Raw genomic sequence first — 18864 nt, forward strand, 5'->3', positions numbered from 1 at the left:
GGATACAGGAACGAACAATCGATTTTTGAGATTTAATAAAATTTCTAAAATGCGATACAAGTATTGATGAGTAATAAGAAGATTGCAATTACCTCGCAATCTTTGAGTGGAAAATCTTGACGCTGTGAAGTAATCTCACGACGAAATAATTTTGTCTTTCAAACTGTCAAATAGCTTCACATACAGTCCCATCCCGATGATTGCTGACAGTAAAATGAGTGTGAACACGACTAGAGGGGAGAGGAATCCCGAGGCGAACACTGTCACTGGCGCGAGGAACTTACCGATTGTATTTTGGAGCGTATCGGCCGCAAGGTATTGTCCACGTGACTCAATCGGTGCGTAGCGACTAACAAAACTCTGGCTGACAGGGGAACGAATCAGCTCCCCAAACGTGAATATGGTCGTGACAATGATCAAGTACCAGACATTTGACGAGAAGGCGACGAGAAATGTCCCGAAACCGCTGAGAAACGTTGACAACACTAGGATACGTCCTTCATCCCATAACCGGAACGAACGTGTGACAGGAATGATGAAGATGACGAACAGGAAACCATTATAAGCGACTAGCCACCCGAATAATACTGTATTTGAAACATCGATTATGGTCTCGGATTGTTCAATCAAATAGACAGGTAGATATACGTCTAGCTGCATGATTGGGATTAATGCAAACACGCCAGCAATCAAATAGAGGCGGAACAGTGGATCATTCAAAATTGTCGCATACGACCGCCCTTGGATACGGAATGTTGTTGCAACCTTCTTCGCAGTCGAGACCGGTCGTGTTTCACTAGTTAGTACTGCGAGCATCCCTCCATAAATAAACAAGATGAGGGCGCAACCGAGAAGAAGCTCCTGACGATACTCGAAGAAGAGGGCCGCGCCAAAAATCGGACCGAGAACGGCGCCGATATTGTTCGATGCCGTGAACGTCGCAAACACGTTCCGTAAATGTTCGGTCGGTACGAGATCGGCGACCATCGCCGAGCTAGCCGGTTTATAGGCGGCACCCATGAAACCGATGCCGATATAGGTGATGTAATCGACATAGGCGTTCGTTGATAAAGCGAATACGAAAAATAAAATGCCTTGCGAGAATGTCCCGACAAGCATGACGGGGCGACGACCAATCTCGTCTGCAAGTGAACCGCCAATCAAACTGCCGACTAGCAGGAACAGCGGAGGCACGGTCATGAGTAGTCCGGCCAGTTTGACACCGAGCGTTTGGGCGAAATAAACGGTGATGAATGGGAAGTACATCCAAAACAAGAGGTTGAACAAGCCTTCACCGAACAAGCGTACTTTTAGGTTGAGATCCCAGTAATATGATTCCACGGATATGCTCCTTTCAAGAGTCTCTTTTTACTGTAGATGTTCGAGGTGAGGAAAAATAGACTTATGTTGTGAGATTTGCTATACTAAGAATGAAAAAAGCGAATATATAGGTGCTTATTTGCGTTGTACTATAAAACGAACGTATGTTTGTAAAATGACCTCCGATGGTTACATCGGGGGTCATTTTTATTGCTTTATTTTCGTCAATTTGGAACTTTTGGCGAATAAATTCTCGATTGGTCGTTATTTTTAAACATTAATCTTCCAAGTATTGAGATGTGTCGGGTAACTCTTTCGCATTCTTCGGTATGGCTCAGAAATTGTTCGTGTCATCAATCAATAGAAATGATACGTTCAGAGTGACGGAAGAGTCAGCAGTCGCAAAAATCCTCTAAAAAAAGACCCCCATGACGGGGGCCGATTGCATCAACTTGAGGATGCTTTCTTATATTGTTGGAAGAAAACTTCAATCTCTTCGGCCGGCAAAGGACGATTGTAGAAATATCCTTGTGCCTGATTACATGATTCGGCTTTCAGAAAAGCGACTTGGTTCTCTGTTTCGACCCCTTCCGCGATGACGTTCAAATCGAGTTCGTGCGCCATCCGGATGATTGTTTTGACAAGAGCTGCATCTTTCTCGTCGCTCTCGATATTTTTCGTGAAGTGCTGGTCAATCTTGAGCGTATCGATTGGGAACAGTTTCAAATAACTAAGGGAGGAATACCCGGTTCCGAAATCGTCGATGGAAAGATGGACACCGAGGGCGACGAGTTCATGCATCGTTTCGATGGCGCGATCCGCACTTTGGATGACACTCTCGGTCAACTCAAGCTCTAAATATTGTGCCGCAAGACCGGATGCGGCGAGTGCCCGATTGACGACCTCCGGTAAATCTTTTTGTGCAAACTGAACGGCCGAGATGTTGACGGCGACTCGGAACGGGGGAATCCCCGCATCTTGCCACGCCTTGTTTTGACGACACGCCTCATTTAAAACAAACTCGCCGAGACGATGGATGCTCCCTGTTTCCTCAGCAATCGGAATAAACTCACCAGGTGAAATCATCCCGAGATCCGGGTGTTGCCAACGGACGAGCGCTTCCATACCGATGATGGTTTCCGTCTCCAACTGAATTTGCGGTTGATAATGTACAGAGAACTCGCCACGACCGATGCCTTTACGGAGCGCCATTGATAAGTTCGAGCGGCGGGACACTGATTCGTTCAATTCGTTCGTGAAGAATTGATAGCCGTTTTTGCCGTCCGCCTTCGCCCGGTACATGGCGATATCGGCATTCTTAATCAATTCCTCGGCCGTATCGCCATCGGACGGATGGAGACTGATTCCAATCGAGGCACCCGTGAACACTTCTTCATTCTCGAGTTCAAACGGAGGATGGAGGACGTTGATGAGTTCCTGTGCGTGATGGGCTGCCAAGTTACTTTTCGTATCAGGCGATAAGATGATGAACTCATCCCCACCGAGTCGGGCGAGCGTGTCCGTCTTTTTAATGGTCGACTCGATCCGATTGGTTACTTGTTTCAAGAACTGGTCGCCAATCGAATGGCCGAAGCGGTCGTTGATGACTTTGAAATTGTCCAAGTCGATATAGTATAGCGCGAACGGCTCTTGCTGGGATTGACCGAGAAGAGCATCGAGTCGGTCACTGAACAGGCGGCGGTTCGGGAGTCCCGTGAGTGGATCCAAATACACGAGATCATTGATTTGCGCCTCAATCCGTTTCCGTTCGCTGATGTCACGGATGATACTACTGAAGAAGATTCCTTTCTCTGTCTTCCACGTGCCGAGAGACATTTCAATTGGTACTTCGACGCCGTCCTTTCTTAGTCCGATGAGTTCCACCGTTTGACCGATGACGCGTTTTTCACCCGTTGCTTCGTAGCGACGCATTCCACGTTCATGCGCCTCGCGGAAACGTTCTGGAATAATGGCGACAATCGATTGTCCGACCATCTCGTCAGTCGTGTAACCGAACAAGTCAGTCGCTCCTTGGTTCCACTGTAGAATGACACGAGTGTGGTCAGCGACGATGATGGCATCCGAGGCGGATTCGATGATGGATTCGAATTTCAACTCGAGTTCTTCCGACTGTGCCTCCAGTTGCGAAGCCGTCCGGAGCGAGATGTACATCAAAATGAAAAGTGTCATGACGCTTGCGGCGATGACGTAGGCGAGGAGCGTACTATCGACCGAGTATCCACTGACCGGTTGCGTTCCCCCGCTCATCTCTGTGAAACGAGCCGCGCCCATCCCGACGTAATGCATGCCGGAAACGGCGACCCCGATTAATACAGAACTGGCAAGGCGACGCCAATGGAATCGGGAGACGTTTGGGATATAGAAAAGGATATACAGGCCAACGAGCGAAGCCGCAAAGGCGACGATGGCAGAAGCGACCCACATGACCGGGTCATAGGTAAGAATCGCATTCATCTGCATCGCTTCCATCCCGATATAGTGCATCGAAACAACTCCGACACTAATCAAGAAGGCACCAAAGACGAGTTGAATTGGTCTTGTCTCAGGGTGACTGATGATCCAGAAAGCAAGTCCGGAAGCGACGACGGCCGGCACGATGGATAATAGTACGATGCCGAGATGGTACGTCACATCATCGTGCAAGTGAAACGCCAGCATACCGATGAAGTGCATGGCCCAAATGCCGAGACCGAGGCTGAAGGCGCCAGCTACGACCCACCTGAGTCGCGAGGCGTGCTTCGCATATTTCAAACGACTGCTAATATCGAGAGCGACACCGGCAGCGAAGATGGCGACAGCGATGGAAAGAATGACGAGTGGTAAGTTATATGAGCTACTCAGGTGATGTTCGATGAGAAACAGTCCTTTCGATTTCAAATGGTACAAAGAGTGAAGCAGTTAAAAAGTGCTTTATTAGAGTAGCACACTCGGGAATCACGCTTCTTGCCTACTTTTGTAAGGTGGGTCAATCATTTGCATGAATCACACATTGCGGAATTTTTTTCGAAACGGTATCGTTAGATTGAAGAAGAGAAAGGGTGATTCTTGATGGAAACGATGAACGGGACGGCCCGCATTCGTGGTGCCTATTCGACACTGAGTAAAAAAGAACAACGCATTGCCGACTACATTTTAAAGCAACCAGAACAAATCATTCATCATACCATCAATCAGGTGGCAGATGACCTCGATGTCGCGGAATCCACTGTATTCCGTTTTTGTCAGCGTGTCGGATTTAAAGGCTATCAGGCGTTAAAAATTGCACTCGCCTCAGATGTCGTCGCGCCACTTCAAGATATTCATGAAGATATTACCGAGACGGATACGGCACTCGAAATCGCAGAGAAAATTTTTTCGACGAACGGGAAGACGATTGAATCGACCCGTCAGATTTTAGATGGTGCCTCTCTTGAGAAAACGGTGGAGTTGTTTCTTGGGGCGCGCCGCATCGAATTTTTCGGGAGCGGCGGGTCGGCCGTCGTCGCACTCGATGCGTACCATAAGTTTGTGCGGAGCGGTCTTCAGGTGAGCGCGATGCTCGAGTCGCATATGCAGCTCATGTCAGCCTCACAGCTGACGGCAGAAGACGTCGCCGTCGTCATCTCGCATTCCGGTGCTTCGAAAGAGACGCTCGATATCGCGAAACTGTTAAAAGAGAAAGGTGTCCCGACAATCGCCATCACGAACTATGCGAAGTCACCTCTTTCGAAGATTGCGGACGTGTCTCTGTTTACGGTGTCTCAAGAAACGGCATTTCGCTCAGAGGCACTCGCTTCCCGCATTGCGGAACTCAGTCTGATTGACGCCTTGTTTACAGCCGTCATGATTCGGCGAGGGGACGCGGCCCGGGCATCGCTTCAACAGATGCGCGAGGCGATTGCCAATCGACGTGTATAACTTCAAAAATCTCCCCTCTCTTAGAGAAGGGAGATTTTTTTATTTATTAACGATTGACGGTCTCACCACGGCGGGCGGCACTTGATCCGGCAATTCCAGCGATTGATGTCAAGATGAGCGCGACAAAGCTCCAAATCGAAGCTTTCGAAGCCGCTTCGGTTTCCAATAACTCTGTATTTTGTGCGACTGCGTCCGCAATCGCTTCCTCGTCGACGGATTGCTTGATCGTTTCCACGCGCTCTGTCAATTGATCGCTCAAATCGGTTGTAATTTGGTCATTTTTTTGCATGGTCAAATTTTTTACAGGTTAAGATGTTTCAAGTTCAGATGAGCGGGAATCACTACGACTACCGATTGGTATTGCGATTCTGAATCAAGGGTTCGCAACATGAATGATGTGAATGAAAAAGGAGATTGTTGAGATGAATGGATTAAATCGAGCCCTCTTGGTCTTAACGGGCATCGTCGGGTTGCTAAGTGTAGGTATTCTATTGCTTGGCGTCTACGATGTCCCACAACTCACCCAATATACAGATCAATGGCAAACACAAGACTGGTATATCTATACGATTTTAACGATTGGGATATTCCTGGCTGTGATCTTCCTCATCATGCTGATGACGGGACTGATTGCAAGGCCGAAACCAAAGCGTTACACGATTCAGACCGGTGAAGGTCGAATCACTGTCTCAAAAGAGACGATTGAAAAATCGGTATACGAGTCATTGAAACAATTTCAAGGACTGCGTACACCGAACGTAAGCGTCGACATCGACTCAAAGCGAGAACGTGTCCGCGTCTTCATCGACTGCGCCGTGTTCAATCGCGAAAGGTTACCGACTCTCGGTAAAGACATTCAGACACATGTGAAAGAGCGGATTGAATCGTTGATGGAAGTGCCGGTAGCAGATGTGACATTGAATATCCACGATACGAAGCTCAAGACGTCTGAGCGCGTCATATAAGGAGGTGCTGTGATGGCTACGAAAACCCAACTAAAACCTTATCGCTTCCGACTCGTCGGGGCATTGATCGGTCTCATCATCGCGGTACTGTTCCTGACGCTCGGATTTGGGCCGACACTTCTCATTGTGACGCTCACATTGATTGGTTTTCTAATCGGGAAATGGCGTGACGGTGCACTGCGTATCGAGGAATGGATCACATTCTTCACACGAGATTGACCCTCGTGGCCAATCGGTAAAACAGACTCATACACAAAAAAGGAGAGCATGAATCATGGCAAACGAAAACTTAAACGTAACAACGAATGAAACGAACGAACAACAGGCACGACAAAACAAATTGACGTTCGAGGAACAAGTCATCAAAAAAATCGCAGGTCTCGCGACGAGTGAAGTCCAAGGAATCTTGTCGATGAGCGGTGGCTTTATGAGCGGATTGACAGATCGCTTCCGCAGCGCAGAGGACATCACGAAAGGAATCGGCGCTGAAGTCGGAGAGAAGCAAGTCGCGCTCGATTTGCGTGTCATCGTCGAATACGGAAAAAACATCCCGTCCGTCTTCAATGAGACCGTCACAAAAATCAAGAAGGCGATGAACGATATGACTGGTCTTGAAGTTGTCGAGGTGAATATGCACGTCGAGGACGTCATGACACGTGAGGAATTCGAAGCGAAGAGCAAATCGAACGACGCTGAAGCGGAGCCGTCACGCGACCTTGTATAACCGAAACGCTGACCTGGACCTCTCAAAAGGTCCAGGTTTTGTTTGAGTAGAAAAGGGTTAGTTCCTGGAGAATCGTGGAATTACTAAAGATAGACGGAAGCCCTAGAGATGAGAGGAAAACGCCATGCACAACATTGAATTTTTTTCACCGAAGCATTATGAGACGTTTAAGCAACTTGCGAGACACTTAGAAGACCCGGGCAGCGTCGACCGAAAATATTTCGCCGCCCTGTACGTCATCGCCGGGAATGATTGCGTCCGTGACATGTTGCTTCCTTATATTGACCTACAAACAGGGGTGATTCGAACAGCTCAAATTATCGACGAGAACACATTCACGAAAGAGACGCTCGTCCTCGTCAAATTGGTTATCCATTTATATAACTCGAAAGAATGGGTGCTTCCGACCGAGTTGATCGCCTTGCCGGAAGAGGACTATAAACTGGCGATGCAAGGCATTACGTTATGTAGAAATGAGCAATTTGATGAGATTACAATCCCGAGCGACTGATGACACCCTGTTTTGTTGGAAACAGGGTGTTTTTTGTCGAGCTATAGAGGAGGTAAATGCGTGTCACTCACTACATCGATGTTAACCATTGTACTGATTCTCATGTTGCTCATTATGATTACGCCACCGCTCTTGATTTTTTATCTGTGGCGGCGTGACCGGAACCAGCGCGAACATTCCGTCCTTCGTAATTTCCCGATTCTCGGAAAGTTGCGCTATATATTTGAGAAGATGGGACCTGAACTTCGGCAATACTTGTTCTTGAACGACAATGAGGCGAAGCCGTTCTCGCGGAACGAGTACGAGGCGGCCGTCATTGCCGGGAAATATAAGTCGCGCATCATCGGATTCGGTTCGGAGCGAGACTTTGAGGCAGGCGGATTTTATCTTCAGAATGCCCTCTACCCGACGAACCGGAACGAGCTACGCATCGACAATTCAACCAAGGTATCGACGTGGGTGTATGAACTCGATGAAGACAATCTCTTTACCCGAAAAGAGCATCTCGTCGAACGAGACATCTCCCCGTACTTATTAACAGAAGAAGATATCATCATCATCGGGAAAGAGACGTGTCGGGAACCGTTCTACGTTCGAGGGCTTGTCGGTCAGTCGGCCATGAGTTTCGGATCGCTTGGAGACAGGGCCATCACAGCCCTCTCGATTGGGCTCGGTCGTGCGGGTGGTACGTGGATGAACACGGGGGAGGGCGGATTGTCCGATTATCATTTAAAAGGGAACGTCGATATCATCTGTCAGATTGGACCGGCGCTCTTCGGTGTAAGGGATGAAGACGGTAGGTTTTCAGTCGAGGCGTTCAAACAAAAGAGTGATCTTCCGCAAGTGAAAGCGTTCGAACTGAAACTTGCCCAAGGCGCGAAGACACGTGGTGGACATATCGACGGATCGAAAGTGACCGAGGAGATTGCCCAAATCCGTCATGTACGAGTCGGGGAAACCATTGACAGCCCGAACCGCTTCTCTGAATTTCACACCCATGTGGAATTGTTGGCATTTGTTGAGAGGTTACGTGAAATCGGTGGGAAGCCGGTCGGCATCAAACTTGTAGTTGGGAAGTTGCAAGACATCGACTCGCTCGTCCGAGAGATGGAGAAATCTCAAATTGTACCTGACTTCATCACCATCGACGGGAGTGAAGGGGGTACGGGTGCGACGTATCAAGAGCTTGCGGATACAGTCGGTTTACCGCTGAAGGCGGCGCTCCCTTACGTGCATCACCTTCTCATCGAGCACGGTTTGCGAGACCGAGTCAAACTGTTCGCCTCTGGGAAACTCATCACGGCGGATAAGATAGCCATCGCACTCGCGCTCGGCGCAGACCTCGTCAATATCGCTCGCGGACTTATGTTCAATGTCGGGTGCATCCAGGCACAGGTTTGCCATACGAATCGCTGTCCGGTCGGTGTCGCGACGACTGACCCGAAACTGCAGCGTGCCCTCGTTGTCGATGAGAAAAGTTTTCGGGTGACGAACTACATCATCTCGCTCCGGGAAGGGCTGTACAATATGACGGCTGCGGCAGGCGTTCAATCGCCGACGGAACTGTCATTAGATCATGTGGTGTATCAAGAACCGGATGGCCGTGTTCGGACAGGCTATGATTTATCTCACTAGAATGAAGTGAATCTATCAAAACATCCCACGAATCTGCCGATAAAGAAGGCATACACGTGGGATGTTTTTTTAGCATTTCCATTGTAGAAACTACCAGATACTTGTACAATCATGTAAATGAAAGTCAGAATTTATTATAATCTAACGAAGCGTTTGAATGGAAATGGATGAAGCCATTTTTTTCAGCATACGCCGCGCTCTTTGGACGTTGTTTCGAAGACACGGTCAACGCTTTGATCCCGTAACGTGTATCAAGGTCACGCAACTCTTGGATGCGGTCTTTTGACCATTGATCTTTTGCTACGGTCGTGTAGTTGAAGCTTTCCCACATCACGCCATCCACATATGGATACGTATACGTCTTCAATGTCGCAAATCCCCAGTTTTGAATGAGAGAAAGGGAAGGGTGATTGGATTTGATCGTCTTCATGAACTGACTCATCCCGTCACGTTGCGCTTTTAAAATGGTCGGTTGTTCCGAGTGCTCATTATCGATGTTGCCGACGGTATCTAAGAACGCACCATCCAATCCTTTGGCGACGATTTGTTTCTCCACTTCACGCGTCAACAACTCACGATAGTGGGTTGACGTCATATCGACTAAATAAGAATCCCATTCCGCATAATGAACACGTTGTCCGTTGCGGTGGAAGAAGTCCGACTCGTTCATCTGACTGATGAAATCGACGTTCCAATTGTCAGCTTCCATCGTGTTGATGTAGCCGTACACTTTTGTCCCATATTTCTGTAACTCTTTGATTTGCGCTGCAGTATAATAAACAGGCTCGATGATGACAAGGTCATACTGTTGCATCTTTTTAATTTTGGTCTTTGTCGGCATATCGTAATAAATTTTGTACGATTCGACGTTTGCGAGCGGATTGCTCGCTTTAGCGACCGCTTGTTGCGGCGTCAAAAACGCCAATCCAACGAGAAATGCACAACAGATGGTCACGATTCGTTTGGCTGAGAAAATACCCATAAAAAAACCCTCCTGATAGTTATCAGAGAGCGGCTGCGGCTATTGCAGACTGGCGATCGGTATCTAAAAAGATCGACGACCCATGTCTTTGCGCCCTTACTTTTCAGTAAGTTTGCCCGTCTCGATATGAAATTTTTGTCGACAATCCATTGAAAGTCCTACTACTAAAATACCACGTAAAGGAATGAGTGACACTATGATTTATACCCAACACCGCACATCCATCAAATGGATTGAAATGATTGTGACTATTTTACTTATCGGCATTTTGGACTATACATTTAGTCTTTCTTTGTCAGATTGGGCGATTGACCCGTTAATTTTTTATATCCTCCTGTTTTCTTTACGATATGGTTTGCTCGGTGCCTTCGTCAGTTTCGCGTTGACGAGTCTCTACCATTTCTCATTCCTCTTGATGGAAGGCTCAGACTTGCTCTTATTCCTTTACGATACGAATGAACTGGCTTGGATTTTGCTACACTTCTTCGTCGCGCTTAGTGCGGGTGTCTTCAGTACTTCTTATCGGGAGCGTTACCAGTCGCTCCACATTCGTCAAGAAGAAGTGATTGATGAGAACGAACAACTGAAACAGACGATACAACAACTACAAGAGTCGCAAGGGGAGATGCGGAAGCGGGTGCTCGACTCGACTTATACGCTCTCAAAAATTTATGAGATTGGACTACAACTTGATCAGGATGCGACCGCTTTAGTACGTGATCATTTAATTGGAACGTTCACGCGTGTCTTCCGTACTCGTCAACTCGCTTTATATCATGTGGATGCATCGCGGCGCACACTCCGTCTTCATGTCCGTTCCGGAGAGGTAGAACGTTTGCCCCAGACGCTTTTCATCGATTCGGAGGAGGGAATTTTCGCACGGATGTTCCAATCGAAAAAGCCGACGCTTCGTTTAGCAGATGAGCTAGATGGACCGCTTCTCGTTGCACCGATTTGTTATGAAGGAACGGTGAAGGAAGTCTTGGTCGTCCATGAAATCGATATCTTACGCTTACGTAGTCATGAGATGAACATGATGAAACTCGTCTTGGATTGGACGGGAACGCGCATTGAAAAGGCCGATGCCCTCGAATGGATGCTCGTCAGCGACCAACTCGTCGACGGGACGCACATGTTCCGTATGGAAGCATTCGAACAAAAAGTGGCCCAACAAGTACTTCGTCATGAGCAATATGGTCAACCGTATAGTACGGTCACATTGCCTGTAGAGGGTGTGGACTTGTCATTGATTGAAATGGAATTGATTTTGAGACAGTCGATGCGTGAAATTGACGTTATCGGATATGACGAAGACGATCGCATCCTTCATTTTCTCCTCCCAGGTACACCGGTTGAATCAGCCGAACGATTCAAGGAACGGATTGAGCATGTCTTCTATGTGAAAGGTGGGAAACGCCTATGACCAGTTGGATGATTCTTCTTTTCTTCCTTCTGCATGCGACGGTCCTTTTCGTCTTGTATCGACTGATTGTACGACCGAAAGTCGATGCGACGGAAAAGGGAGTCTGGCTCTCGATATTTCTCGTCAGTGCCGTCATCCCGATTGTCGGAGAACTGTTTGGTTTGATTGGATATGTGATTGCCCGACGCTTCGCCTCACCGAAGACGCTTCTCGACTACGATGAGTACATCAACTTTGAGACGGTCAACTTAGAACGCTTGCAGCAACAGGCGAAAGAAGATTTAGATCTCGTCCCATTGACGGAAGCCTTACAGATGGACGGGAACAAGCGGAAACAATCGATCACACAACTCATGTCGACACCGCTCATGAATACAGAAGAATATTTACACTTAGGTCTCGAACACGAGGATACGGAAACGGTCCACTATGCAGCGACCGTCCGAAACACACTGTTCGACCGATACGATTTGATGTTAAAACAGCGAATCGCACAAGTGAATCCGGAGCGACCGGAGACGATTTATCCGGTAATTGAAACCGGAATTTCGTTCTTAGATAGCGGTCTCTTGGATCATGATATGCAAATGCGCATCCAGCAACGGATATTATTTCACCTCGATCAATTGAGTGAGTACGACGAAACAGACGAAACGTACTTACGCACGAAAGCCCGCCTCTCGTTCCGCTCGGGTGACTTGGAAACGGGAGAACGATTGGCTGAGGCGCTCACCCTTTATCATCCAAAAGTACCCGATGGATATGTCATGTTGATTGAACACCACATGACGAACGGCGATTGGACGTCCCTACGTCCGACCCTCGACCGCCTGCATCAACATCTCGATTTGCAAGACATTCCGGAGGACTATCGCTTTGTCATTCAACAGTTAGAAGGTGCCCATATATGAATAAATCGATTACGACGTATATCGCGTCTTTGTTCTCTTTACTCATCGCGATGATTGTCGTCGTCCAGTTTTTACGGCTTGACTATGGTCATCGGCTCATCCCAAAAGAAGCACATGAGCCGAAATCCTTTACGACACTCGCGGGTGAGGTGAGAGCGGTGGAGGGGGATCCGGTTCAAATCTACATCCATCAGAATGACGGCGATTTGTCGACAGCTGTTTTGAATAACTTTAAATATGCGCTCGACTATGCCAAGTTGCCTTATACCTCGATTGAAGCAGAGGCCATCGCATCGATTGAGCCTTCTCCACGACACGTTCTCGTCGTCAGCGGGGAAAATACGAAATCATGGCCGTACGAGGCAATTCGGTCCTTCGTTGAAAAAGGTGGACGGCTCTACGTTGCCGGACGATTCATCGATCAAGACTGGGCAGACCTGGTCGGCGTAAGCGATTTTGGGGACTTTAAAGATGGAGTCAACGGGTTGATTTTCGAACAAGAAATTTTCCCTGGGTATGTCGACTTGCCTCAAGACTCAGGGTTATTCGTCCACAGCATTGCTGACGTCAAACTGAAAGAAGAGGCGGACGTCCTCATTTCTGCCAAAAACGAACCAATATTATGGCAGTCTCCTTATGGGAAGGGCGAAGTGATGTTTTGGAATACGACGTCGTTGACGGATAAGAACTCACGCGGCTTGATGGTGCAGACGCTTTCGATGCTGTTCCCAGCGTTCGTCATGCCACAAGCTGGCATCAAGGTCGTTCACCTTGACGACTTCCCGGCACCGGTACCAAATTATTCGAATCCGGTCATCACGAAAGAATATGATTTGTCCATCAAAGAGTTCTTCTCAGAGATTTGGTGGAAAGACATGAAGCAAATCGGTGCTGACTACGACGTCACTTATTCTGGTTTCCTGATCGGCAGTTATAAAGCGACGAATGAAGAGACGACAGAACAGCTCATCGAAAAAATTCGGGCACCGATGCTCGAATATGGTCGCGGTTTACTCCAAACGAATGGGGAAGTCGGGCTACACGGGTTCAACCACCAGCCACTCGTCATGGGAGATGAAGTGATGGACCCGGAGCTTGGATATACAAAATGGGACAGTCAGGAAGATATGCGTTCCGCCATTGACCGTGTCGTTGAGGCGTTTGACTATTACTTGCCGAATGAGCGGATCCGCAGCTATGTGCCACCATCGAACATCATCGGTCAATCCGGACTTGAAGTGTTGAACGAGAAGTTTCCGAAAGGGCTGATTGTCGCAGGACTCTACAGCGGAGATGCGACAAAAGGAAGTTACATTCAAGAGTTCGGACCCGACCCGGTCTATCCGAACTTGTACGATTTCCCTCGCGTGTCGAGCGGATACAACGAGACACCGGATGACCTATTTGTTGTGATCGACGCTGTTGCCAACTTCGGGCTCGTTTCCCATTTCATTCACCCGGATGATGTGTTAGATGACTATCGCTCGAAAGGGAAAGGGTGGGAGATCATGAAAGAATCGTTTGGGGGTCTGTTCCAGACACTCTACTCCAAATATCCACATCTCGAGGGCTTGAGTCAGTATGATGCGTATCGGAAATACAAGCTTTATCAAGATGCGCAAATCGATGTGGCTTACACGAATGATGCCATCGATATCAATGCTCAACAACTACCTGTTCCGTCGACGTTACTCGTTCGTGTGCAACCCGGGAAACGTCTCGATACAGGGAGGTTCGATTTTGGTGAAGTCCAGCCGTTTGGTGAGAATGGTACATTGTATCAAGTTGAATTGAGAGAGACGTCCATTCGTCTCCCGATATTGGAGGATCGTCCATGAAAATAGGAATTGTTGTTGAAGGGAGTTATCCATATGTGAGCGGCGGCGTATCGAGCTGGGTTCATATGCTGATGGAACAGATGCCGATGCATGAGTTTGAGATTATCTCAATCATGCCGAATCCGAAGACAGAGGCAGATTATCGCTATACGTTACCGAAGAACGTCACAGGTGTCACCACGCTCGCCCTTAATCAACGGGCGACACGTAAACGTCGACCGGAAGCGTTATCGGAAGCGGAACGGGAGCGAATCAAGACGTGGATGACATTCGGTCAAGTCGATTCGTCCATCTATCCGATTCTTGAAAATCAAATCGGGACACCAGAACAATTCTTCTCGAGTCGTCTCTTCTATCAGCTCGTCACGGAGAGTTATCAAGAAGAAGGGCAGGCCGGTTCGTTCATCGATTACTTTTGGATGTGGCGCAGTATGTACGCGCCAGTCCTTGATTTGCTCCAAGCTGAATTACCGCAAGTTGACCTCGTGCACGCGGCCTCGACCGGATACGCGGGTCTGATTGCGAGTGCGATGAAAGAACGACAAAACATTCCGTTTCTTTTGACTGAACACGGCATCTATTCGCGTGAACGGGAAGAAGAACTGTTACAGGCATCTTGGATTCCGGCTGAGTTTCGCTCCCATTGGATTCAGTTCTTCCACCACATTTCCCGGGAAGCGTACCGAAAGGCAGATGACGTCATCACACTCTTTGAACGAAACGGCGAGTTGCAACGTCAGCTCGGGGCACCTGTTGAGAAATTGAGCATCATTCCGAACGGGATTGACGTGACGGGCTTGTCTGCTCTCGGGCATGTGCCGGGAGTGGATAAACTACGAATCGGTGCCATCGTTCGCGTTGTTCCAATCAAAGATATTAAAACCATGATTTATGCGGCGAAACTGTTACAAGACATGCTCGTCCCGTTCGAACTGACCATTATGGGACCACTTGATGAGGATAAGGAGTATGCGGCGGAGTGCGAGATGCTCATTCGGCAACTCGAGCTTGAACAGTCCGTCTTAATGGTCGGAAAAGTCGATATTCGACAACACCTTCCCGAATTCGATGTTTGTTTGTTGACGAGTATCTCCGAGGGACAACCGCTTGCTGTACTAGAAGGTATGGCCGCCGGTGTCCCGTGGATTGTGACGGACGTCGGGGCCTGTGCGGAACTCGTGAACGGGCGACCGGATGAACCGTTCGGTCCGGCCGGATTTGTCGTTCCGCCGGTCAATCCACGGCGAATCGCAGAGCGTTGCGTCTGGTTCCATCAAAATCGTGAAGATGCGCGCCGACTCGGACGAAACGGGCAACAGCGAGTCGAGACGTACTATCGCACCGATCAGTTTATCGATGCATATCTACACTTATATGAAGAGAGGAGAGCGGTATATGGCGGGCATCGGGTTTAAGTTACAACAGTTGTTTCAAGAAGACTACTTCTCTTCACGAATCAAAGCATATGCATTTGCCGGGCTCGTCACATCAGGACCATGGCTGATCGTCATCGTCACGATTGCCCTCATGCAGTGGCTGACGAGCTATCTATCTATCGCCACACTCGAAGAACGCACGACGTTCAATTTGATCGTCTCTTACAGTTTTATTTTTTCGCAAGTCGTTCTCGGCGTGCAGCAGCTCGTCGTCACGAGGTACTTGGCGGATTGTTTTTATGAGAAACGATATGAAGACATCTTCCCGGCGTTCATCGGGATGATGAAGACGACGGTCGCCATCGCGTCGCTGTTGTTCGCTATCTTCCTTATGTTCTCTGAACTCCCTGCTTTATTGAACGCGTTGGCATTCGTCCTATTCATGACGGTCAACCTCATTTGGGTACATTTCTTGTTCCTCAGTGCGGCCAAGTTCTATCAGGCGGTAGCTTATAGCTTTGTGGCCGGTGGCATCGTCTCAGTCGCCGCGGTCCTCATCACGGACCAGTTCTTGATGCAATATTTGACGGAGTCCTACATGAAGAGCTTCGCGTTGACAGCGAGTATGACACTCGGTCTTGTCGTCACGTTGTTCGGCTTGTTCACATCGATGCTCCTTACGTTCCCAAACCGGAGTACGGTCGGTCAGTTCTCGTTCTATCGCTATTTTGACCGCTACCCGGCACTCTTTTGGACCAGTTTTCTCTATAACATCGGGATCTGGGTCGGCACATGGATCATCTGGTTCGCGGAAGGAGGGAGTGTCCACCTCGACACATTCCGCTATCATCCGATCTATGACACAGCTATCTTCCTCTCTTATTTGACGATCATTCCGACGATGACGATATTCGTTGTGTCGGTCGAGACGCGTTTTTATGAGCGGTATCGCGTGTTTTATGGATACGTGAACGAAGGTGGGACGTACCAACAGATTCAACGCTCGAAAGCGGCCATGCTCCTCGTCTTACGACAAGAGTTGCAACGACTGTTCCGAAATCAAGGGCTCGTGTCGCTTCTCTTTATTCTGTTCGCGGCCGTCTTGTTCCCGCTACTAGGTCTGTCACCTGAGATTCGGGATGTCTTTCAAATGACGACGATTGGTGCCTTTTCAAACGCCATGGTGCTCGTTCTCACGCTCGTCCTGCTCTATTTTGAAGATCATCGGGGAGCGGCGTATACATCGGCACTCTTCATCACGATGAATGCAGGGTTGACGTTCTTGCTATTACCACTTGGACCAGACAGTTACGGTCTTAGTTTTGCGATTGGTTGCACGATTGCGTTCGCGTTCTCACTCATTCGCTTGATTCGATATGTATCCGAGATTGATTATCACACGTTTAGCCGAAGCGAAACACCTCCGCGTACGGATACATTCCGTCGTGTCGGGGACTGGCTCAATGATCGCTCGGCTTAACAATCGCAGCAGATGAACTTTCAGAAAATGGGGTGAAGCACATGAAAACAATTTTTGTGACAGGTGGCGCGGGGTATATCGGGACACACACGACGGTGCAATTGCTTGAGGAAGGATACGAAGTCGTCATTTTGGACAACTTGTCCAATAGCCGACAAGAGGCGATTCAGCGAATCGAGATCCTGACTGGAAAGACGGTCACCTTATACGTGGGCGACATTCGAGATCAGGAATTGCTTGATGAAATCTTCTCCACGCACTCGATTCATGCGGTCGTTCACTTCGCGGGTCTAAAGGCAGTCGGCGAATCCGTCAGCCAACCACTTCACTACTATGACAACAACGTAGCTGGGACGCTCGTCTTGTTACGGATGATGAATCAATTTGGGATAAAACGTATCGTCTTCAGTTCATCGGCGACCGTTTACGGAATCCCAACCACATCTCCGGTCGATGAATCGTTCCCGCTCAGTGCGACCAATCCATATGGACGAACGAAACTGATGATCGAAGAGATATTGCGCGACCTTTATACAGCTGATTCGTCTTGGTCGATTGCGATTCTTCGCTATTTCAATCCGATTGGCGCGCACGACTCCGGGACGATCGGCGAAGATCCGTTCGATGTCCCAAACAACTTGATGCCATACATCACACAAGTCGCGGCCGGGCGTCTAAAAGAGCTTCAAGTGTTCGGGGATGACTATCCGACGCATGACGGGACAGGCGTGCGCGACTATATCCATGTCGTAGATTTGGCGCTTGGTCATTTGAAGGCGTTGGAGTATGTGGGGAAATATGAAGGGGTGGAGGCGTTCAACCTCGGGACAGGGAAAGGATACAGCGTCCTTGATTTGCTTCAAACGTTCCAACAGGAGAGCGGACAGACGATTCCTTATCAAATCACGGATAAACGAGACGGAGACGTCGCGGCGATATTTGCCGACCCGCAAAAGTCTAAGGCCATTCTTGGCTGGGAAGTGCGACATGACATTGAAGCGATGTGTCGGGACGCTTGGCGTTGGCAATCGAATAATCCGAAAGGGTACAGTGAATAAATCCTATGAAGTAGGCGGTCATCACACGATGGTCGTCTCTTTTTGTATTAGAAAGGATAGCGAACGGGAACACCTAATGGAACGTCATTTACTTAGGAGGGATTGGATGAAAGCTTTGTTTTTGAACTGTTCGCTAAAAGGTGGAGACACGACGTCCCATACGGAAGGATTGATTCGTGACATCATCCCGCACTTCGATGCGCTCGACGTCGACTCCGAGATTGTTCGGATTGTTGATTACAACGTCAAGTTCGGTGTGACGGAAGATGAAGGGGATGGGGACGAGTGGCCACAGATTTTTGAGAAAGTGAAGGCCGCGAATATTGTCGTGATTGGGACACCACTCTGGCTCGGGGAGAAGAGTAGCGTCGCCACCCAAGTGATCGAACGGCTATATGGCGGTAGCGGACTGACGAACAAATCAGGACAGGCGATTTACTACAACAAGGTCGGTGGAGTCGTCGTCACGGGGAATGAGGATGGGGCGAAACACGCCTGTGCTTCGATTCTATATGGATTGTCCCACATCGGTTTCACCGTGCCGCCGAATGTCGACACGTACTGGGTCGGAGAAGCGGGACCAGGTGATTCGTACCTTGATGCCGGGCGGGAAAATGAATTCACAAAGTCTCACGGAAAGACGATGGCGTATAACCTCGTCCATTTTGCGAGAATGCTAAAAAATCATCCGATTCCGGCAGAAGGGAATACGATGGAATGAAG

17 protein-coding genes and 1 riboswitch are annotated in these 18864 nt (G+C 48.6%); of the genes, 13 read left to right on the forward strand and 4 right to left on the reverse strand.

Annotated features, from left to right (window positions below; translation table 11 throughout):
• Positions 1–135: 135 nt before the first annotated feature.
• Together KOG47_RS01830 and KOG47_RS01835 are read right to left on the reverse strand one after the other, a co-directional pair.
• Positions 136–1341, reverse strand: a complete 1206-nt coding sequence (locus KOG47_RS01830; RefSeq protein WP_215243641.1) for an MFS transporter — start codon at positions 1339–1341, stop codon at positions 136–138.
• Between the two features lie 426 nt (positions 1342–1767).
• Entirely contained in the window at positions 1768–4227 is a 2460-nt protein-coding gene (locus KOG47_RS01835) for a bifunctional diguanylate cyclase/phosphodiesterase (protein WP_215243642.1), read from the reverse strand.
• Positions 4228–4389: 162 nt separating this feature from the next.
• On the opposite strand from KOG47_RS01835, the gene KOG47_RS01840 reads away from it, so the two are divergent.
• Positions 4390–5238, forward strand: coding sequence for a MurR/RpiR family transcriptional regulator (locus KOG47_RS01840; protein ID WP_214690463.1), 849 nt, complete (start codon positions 4390–4392; stop codon positions 5236–5238).
• A 46-nt stretch (positions 5239–5284) separates the two neighbouring features.
• On the opposite strand, the gene KOG47_RS01845 is transcribed toward KOG47_RS01840, so the two are convergent.
• Positions 5285–5527, reverse strand: coding sequence for a hypothetical protein (locus KOG47_RS01845; protein ID WP_214690464.1), 243 nt, complete (start codon positions 5525–5527; stop codon positions 5285–5287).
• A 133-nt stretch (positions 5528–5660) separates the two neighbouring features.
• Here KOG47_RS01845 and amaP point away from each other — a divergent pair, with 133 nt between their 5' ends.
• From amaP to KOG47_RS01870, 5 genes are all read left to right on the forward strand, one after another.
• Positions 5661–6203, forward strand: coding sequence for an alkaline shock response membrane anchor protein AmaP (amaP, locus tag KOG47_RS01850; RefSeq protein WP_215243643.1), 543 nt, complete (start codon positions 5661–5663; stop codon positions 6201–6203).
• 12 nt (positions 6204–6215) lie between these two features.
• Positions 6216–6422 carry a DUF2273 domain-containing protein gene (locus KOG47_RS01855; protein WP_074035841.1) on the forward strand — a complete coding sequence of 69 codons (207 nt, stop codon included), beginning with the start codon at positions 6216–6218 and terminating at the stop codon, positions 6420–6422.
• A 55-nt stretch (positions 6423–6477) separates the two neighbouring features.
• On the forward strand, positions 6478–6927 hold the full coding sequence (locus KOG47_RS01860) for an Asp23/Gls24 family envelope stress response protein (RefSeq protein ID WP_215243644.1): 450 nt from the start codon (positions 6478–6480) through the stop codon (positions 6925–6927).
• A 124-nt stretch (positions 6928–7051) separates the two neighbouring features.
• Positions 7052–7438, forward strand: a complete 387-nt coding sequence (locus KOG47_RS01865) for a DUF6075 family protein (RefSeq protein WP_214690468.1) — start codon at positions 7052–7054, stop codon at positions 7436–7438.
• A 78-nt stretch (positions 7439–7516) separates the two neighbouring features.
• The gene (locus KOG47_RS01870) at positions 7517–9073 is read left to right on the forward strand and encodes an FMN-binding glutamate synthase family protein (RefSeq protein ID WP_215244175.1); all 1557 of its coding nucleotides are present in this window, start codon (positions 7517–7519) and stop codon (positions 9071–9073) included.
• 124 nt (positions 9074–9197) lie between these two features.
• Here the strand turns inward: KOG47_RS01870 and KOG47_RS01875 are convergent, their stop codons facing one another.
• Positions 9198–10055 (reverse strand): glycoside hydrolase family 191 protein, encoded by an 858-nt coding sequence (locus KOG47_RS01875; RefSeq protein WP_159562914.1) that lies wholly within the window; start codon positions 10053–10055, stop codon positions 9198–9200.
• Positions 10056–10095: 40 nt separating this feature from the next.
• Positions 10096–10182, reverse strand: a riboswitch (cyclic di-GMP riboswitch).
• A gap of 69 nt (positions 10183–10251) precedes the next feature.
• On the opposite strand from KOG47_RS01875, the gene KOG47_RS01880 reads away from it, so the two are divergent.
• From KOG47_RS01880 to KOG47_RS01910, 7 genes are all read left to right on the forward strand, one after another.
• On the forward strand, positions 10252–11478 hold the full coding sequence (locus KOG47_RS01880; RefSeq protein ID WP_215243645.1) for a hypothetical protein: 1227 nt from the start codon (positions 10252–10254) through the stop codon (positions 11476–11478).
• Complete coding sequence (locus KOG47_RS01885; RefSeq protein WP_215243646.1) at positions 11475–12389, forward strand: hypothetical protein; 915 nt, start codon at positions 11475–11477, stop codon at positions 12387–12389. Before KOG47_RS01880 ends, KOG47_RS01885 begins: the two co-directional genes overlap by 4 nt.
• The gene (locus KOG47_RS01890; RefSeq protein WP_215243647.1) at positions 12386–14227 is read left to right on the forward strand and encodes a DUF2194 domain-containing protein; all 1842 of its coding nucleotides are present in this window, start codon (positions 12386–12388) and stop codon (positions 14225–14227) included. The genes KOG47_RS01885 and KOG47_RS01890 overlap by 4 nt, the downstream gene beginning before the upstream one ends.
• Positions 14224–15642 (forward strand): GT4 family glycosyltransferase PelF, encoded by a 1419-nt coding sequence (gene pelF, locus KOG47_RS01895; RefSeq protein ID WP_215243648.1) that lies wholly within the window; start codon positions 14224–14226, stop codon positions 15640–15642. The genes KOG47_RS01890 and pelF overlap by 4 nt, the downstream gene beginning before the upstream one ends.
• On the forward strand, positions 15623–17083 hold the full coding sequence (gene pelG / locus KOG47_RS01900) for an exopolysaccharide Pel transporter PelG (RefSeq protein ID WP_159562910.1): 1461 nt from the start codon (positions 15623–15625) through the stop codon (positions 17081–17083). Before pelF ends, pelG begins: the two co-directional genes overlap by 20 nt.
• A 41-nt stretch (positions 17084–17124) precedes the next feature.
• Entirely contained in the window at positions 17125–18141 is a 1017-nt protein-coding gene (gene galE, locus KOG47_RS01905; RefSeq protein ID WP_074035865.1) for a UDP-glucose 4-epimerase GalE, read from the forward strand.
• Positions 18142–18247: 106 nt separating this feature from the next.
• Positions 18248–18862: a flavodoxin family protein gene (locus KOG47_RS01910; protein WP_215243649.1), complete on the forward strand. Its 615-nt coding sequence runs from the start codon at positions 18248–18250 to the stop codon at positions 18860–18862.
• The last annotated feature ends 2 nt before the right edge of the window (positions 18863–18864 follow it).

Origin of the sequence: Exiguobacterium sp. s121, assembly GCF_018617245.1 — a bacterium.
Taxonomy (GTDB): Bacteria; Bacillota; Bacilli; order Exiguobacteriales; family Exiguobacteriaceae; genus Exiguobacterium; species Exiguobacterium profundum.

Bases quoted from the DNA above. Each gene is read 5' to 3' on its own strand.
- KOG47_RS01840 (WP_214690463.1), top strand. From the start codon at position 4,390: ATGGAAACGATGAACGGGACGGCCCGCATTCGTGGTGCCTATTCGACA.
- KOG47_RS01845 (WP_214690464.1), bottom strand. From the start codon at position 5,527: ATGCAAAAAAATGACCAAATTACAACCGATTTGAGCGATCAATTGACA.
- amaP (WP_215243643.1), top strand. From the start codon at position 5,661: ATGAATGGATTAAATCGAGCCCTCTTGGTCTTAACGGGCATCGTCGGG.
- KOG47_RS01855 (WP_074035841.1), top strand. From the start codon at position 6,216: ATGGCTACGAAAACCCAACTAAAACCTTATCGCTTCCGACTCGTCGGG.
- KOG47_RS01860 (WP_215243644.1), top strand. From the start codon at position 6,478: ATGGCAAACGAAAACTTAAACGTAACAACGAATGAAACGAACGAACAA.
- KOG47_RS01865 (WP_214690468.1), top strand. From the start codon at position 7,052: ATGCACAACATTGAATTTTTTTCACCGAAGCATTATGAGACGTTTAAG.
- KOG47_RS01870 (WP_215244175.1), top strand. From the start codon at position 7,517: ATGTTAACCATTGTACTGATTCTCATGTTGCTCATTATGATTACGCCA.
- KOG47_RS01875 (WP_159562914.1), bottom strand. From the start codon at position 10,055: ATGGGTATTTTCTCAGCCAAACGAATCGTGACCATCTGTTGTGCATTT.
- KOG47_RS01880 (WP_215243645.1), top strand. From the start codon at position 10,252: ATGATTTATACCCAACACCGCACATCCATCAAATGGATTGAAATGATT.
- KOG47_RS01885 (WP_215243646.1), top strand. From the start codon at position 11,475: ATGACCAGTTGGATGATTCTTCTTTTCTTCCTTCTGCATGCGACGGTC.
- KOG47_RS01890 (WP_215243647.1), top strand. From the start codon at position 12,386: ATGAATAAATCGATTACGACGTATATCGCGTCTTTGTTCTCTTTACTC.
- pelF (WP_215243648.1), top strand. From the start codon at position 14,224: ATGAAAATAGGAATTGTTGTTGAAGGGAGTTATCCATATGTGAGCGGC.
- pelG (WP_159562910.1), top strand. From the start codon at position 15,623: ATGGCGGGCATCGGGTTTAAGTTACAACAGTTGTTTCAAGAAGACTAC.
- galE (WP_074035865.1), top strand. From the start codon at position 17,125: ATGAAAACAATTTTTGTGACAGGTGGCGCGGGGTATATCGGGACACAC.
- KOG47_RS01910 (WP_215243649.1), top strand. From the start codon at position 18,248: ATGAAAGCTTTGTTTTTGAACTGTTCGCTAAAAGGTGGAGACACGACG.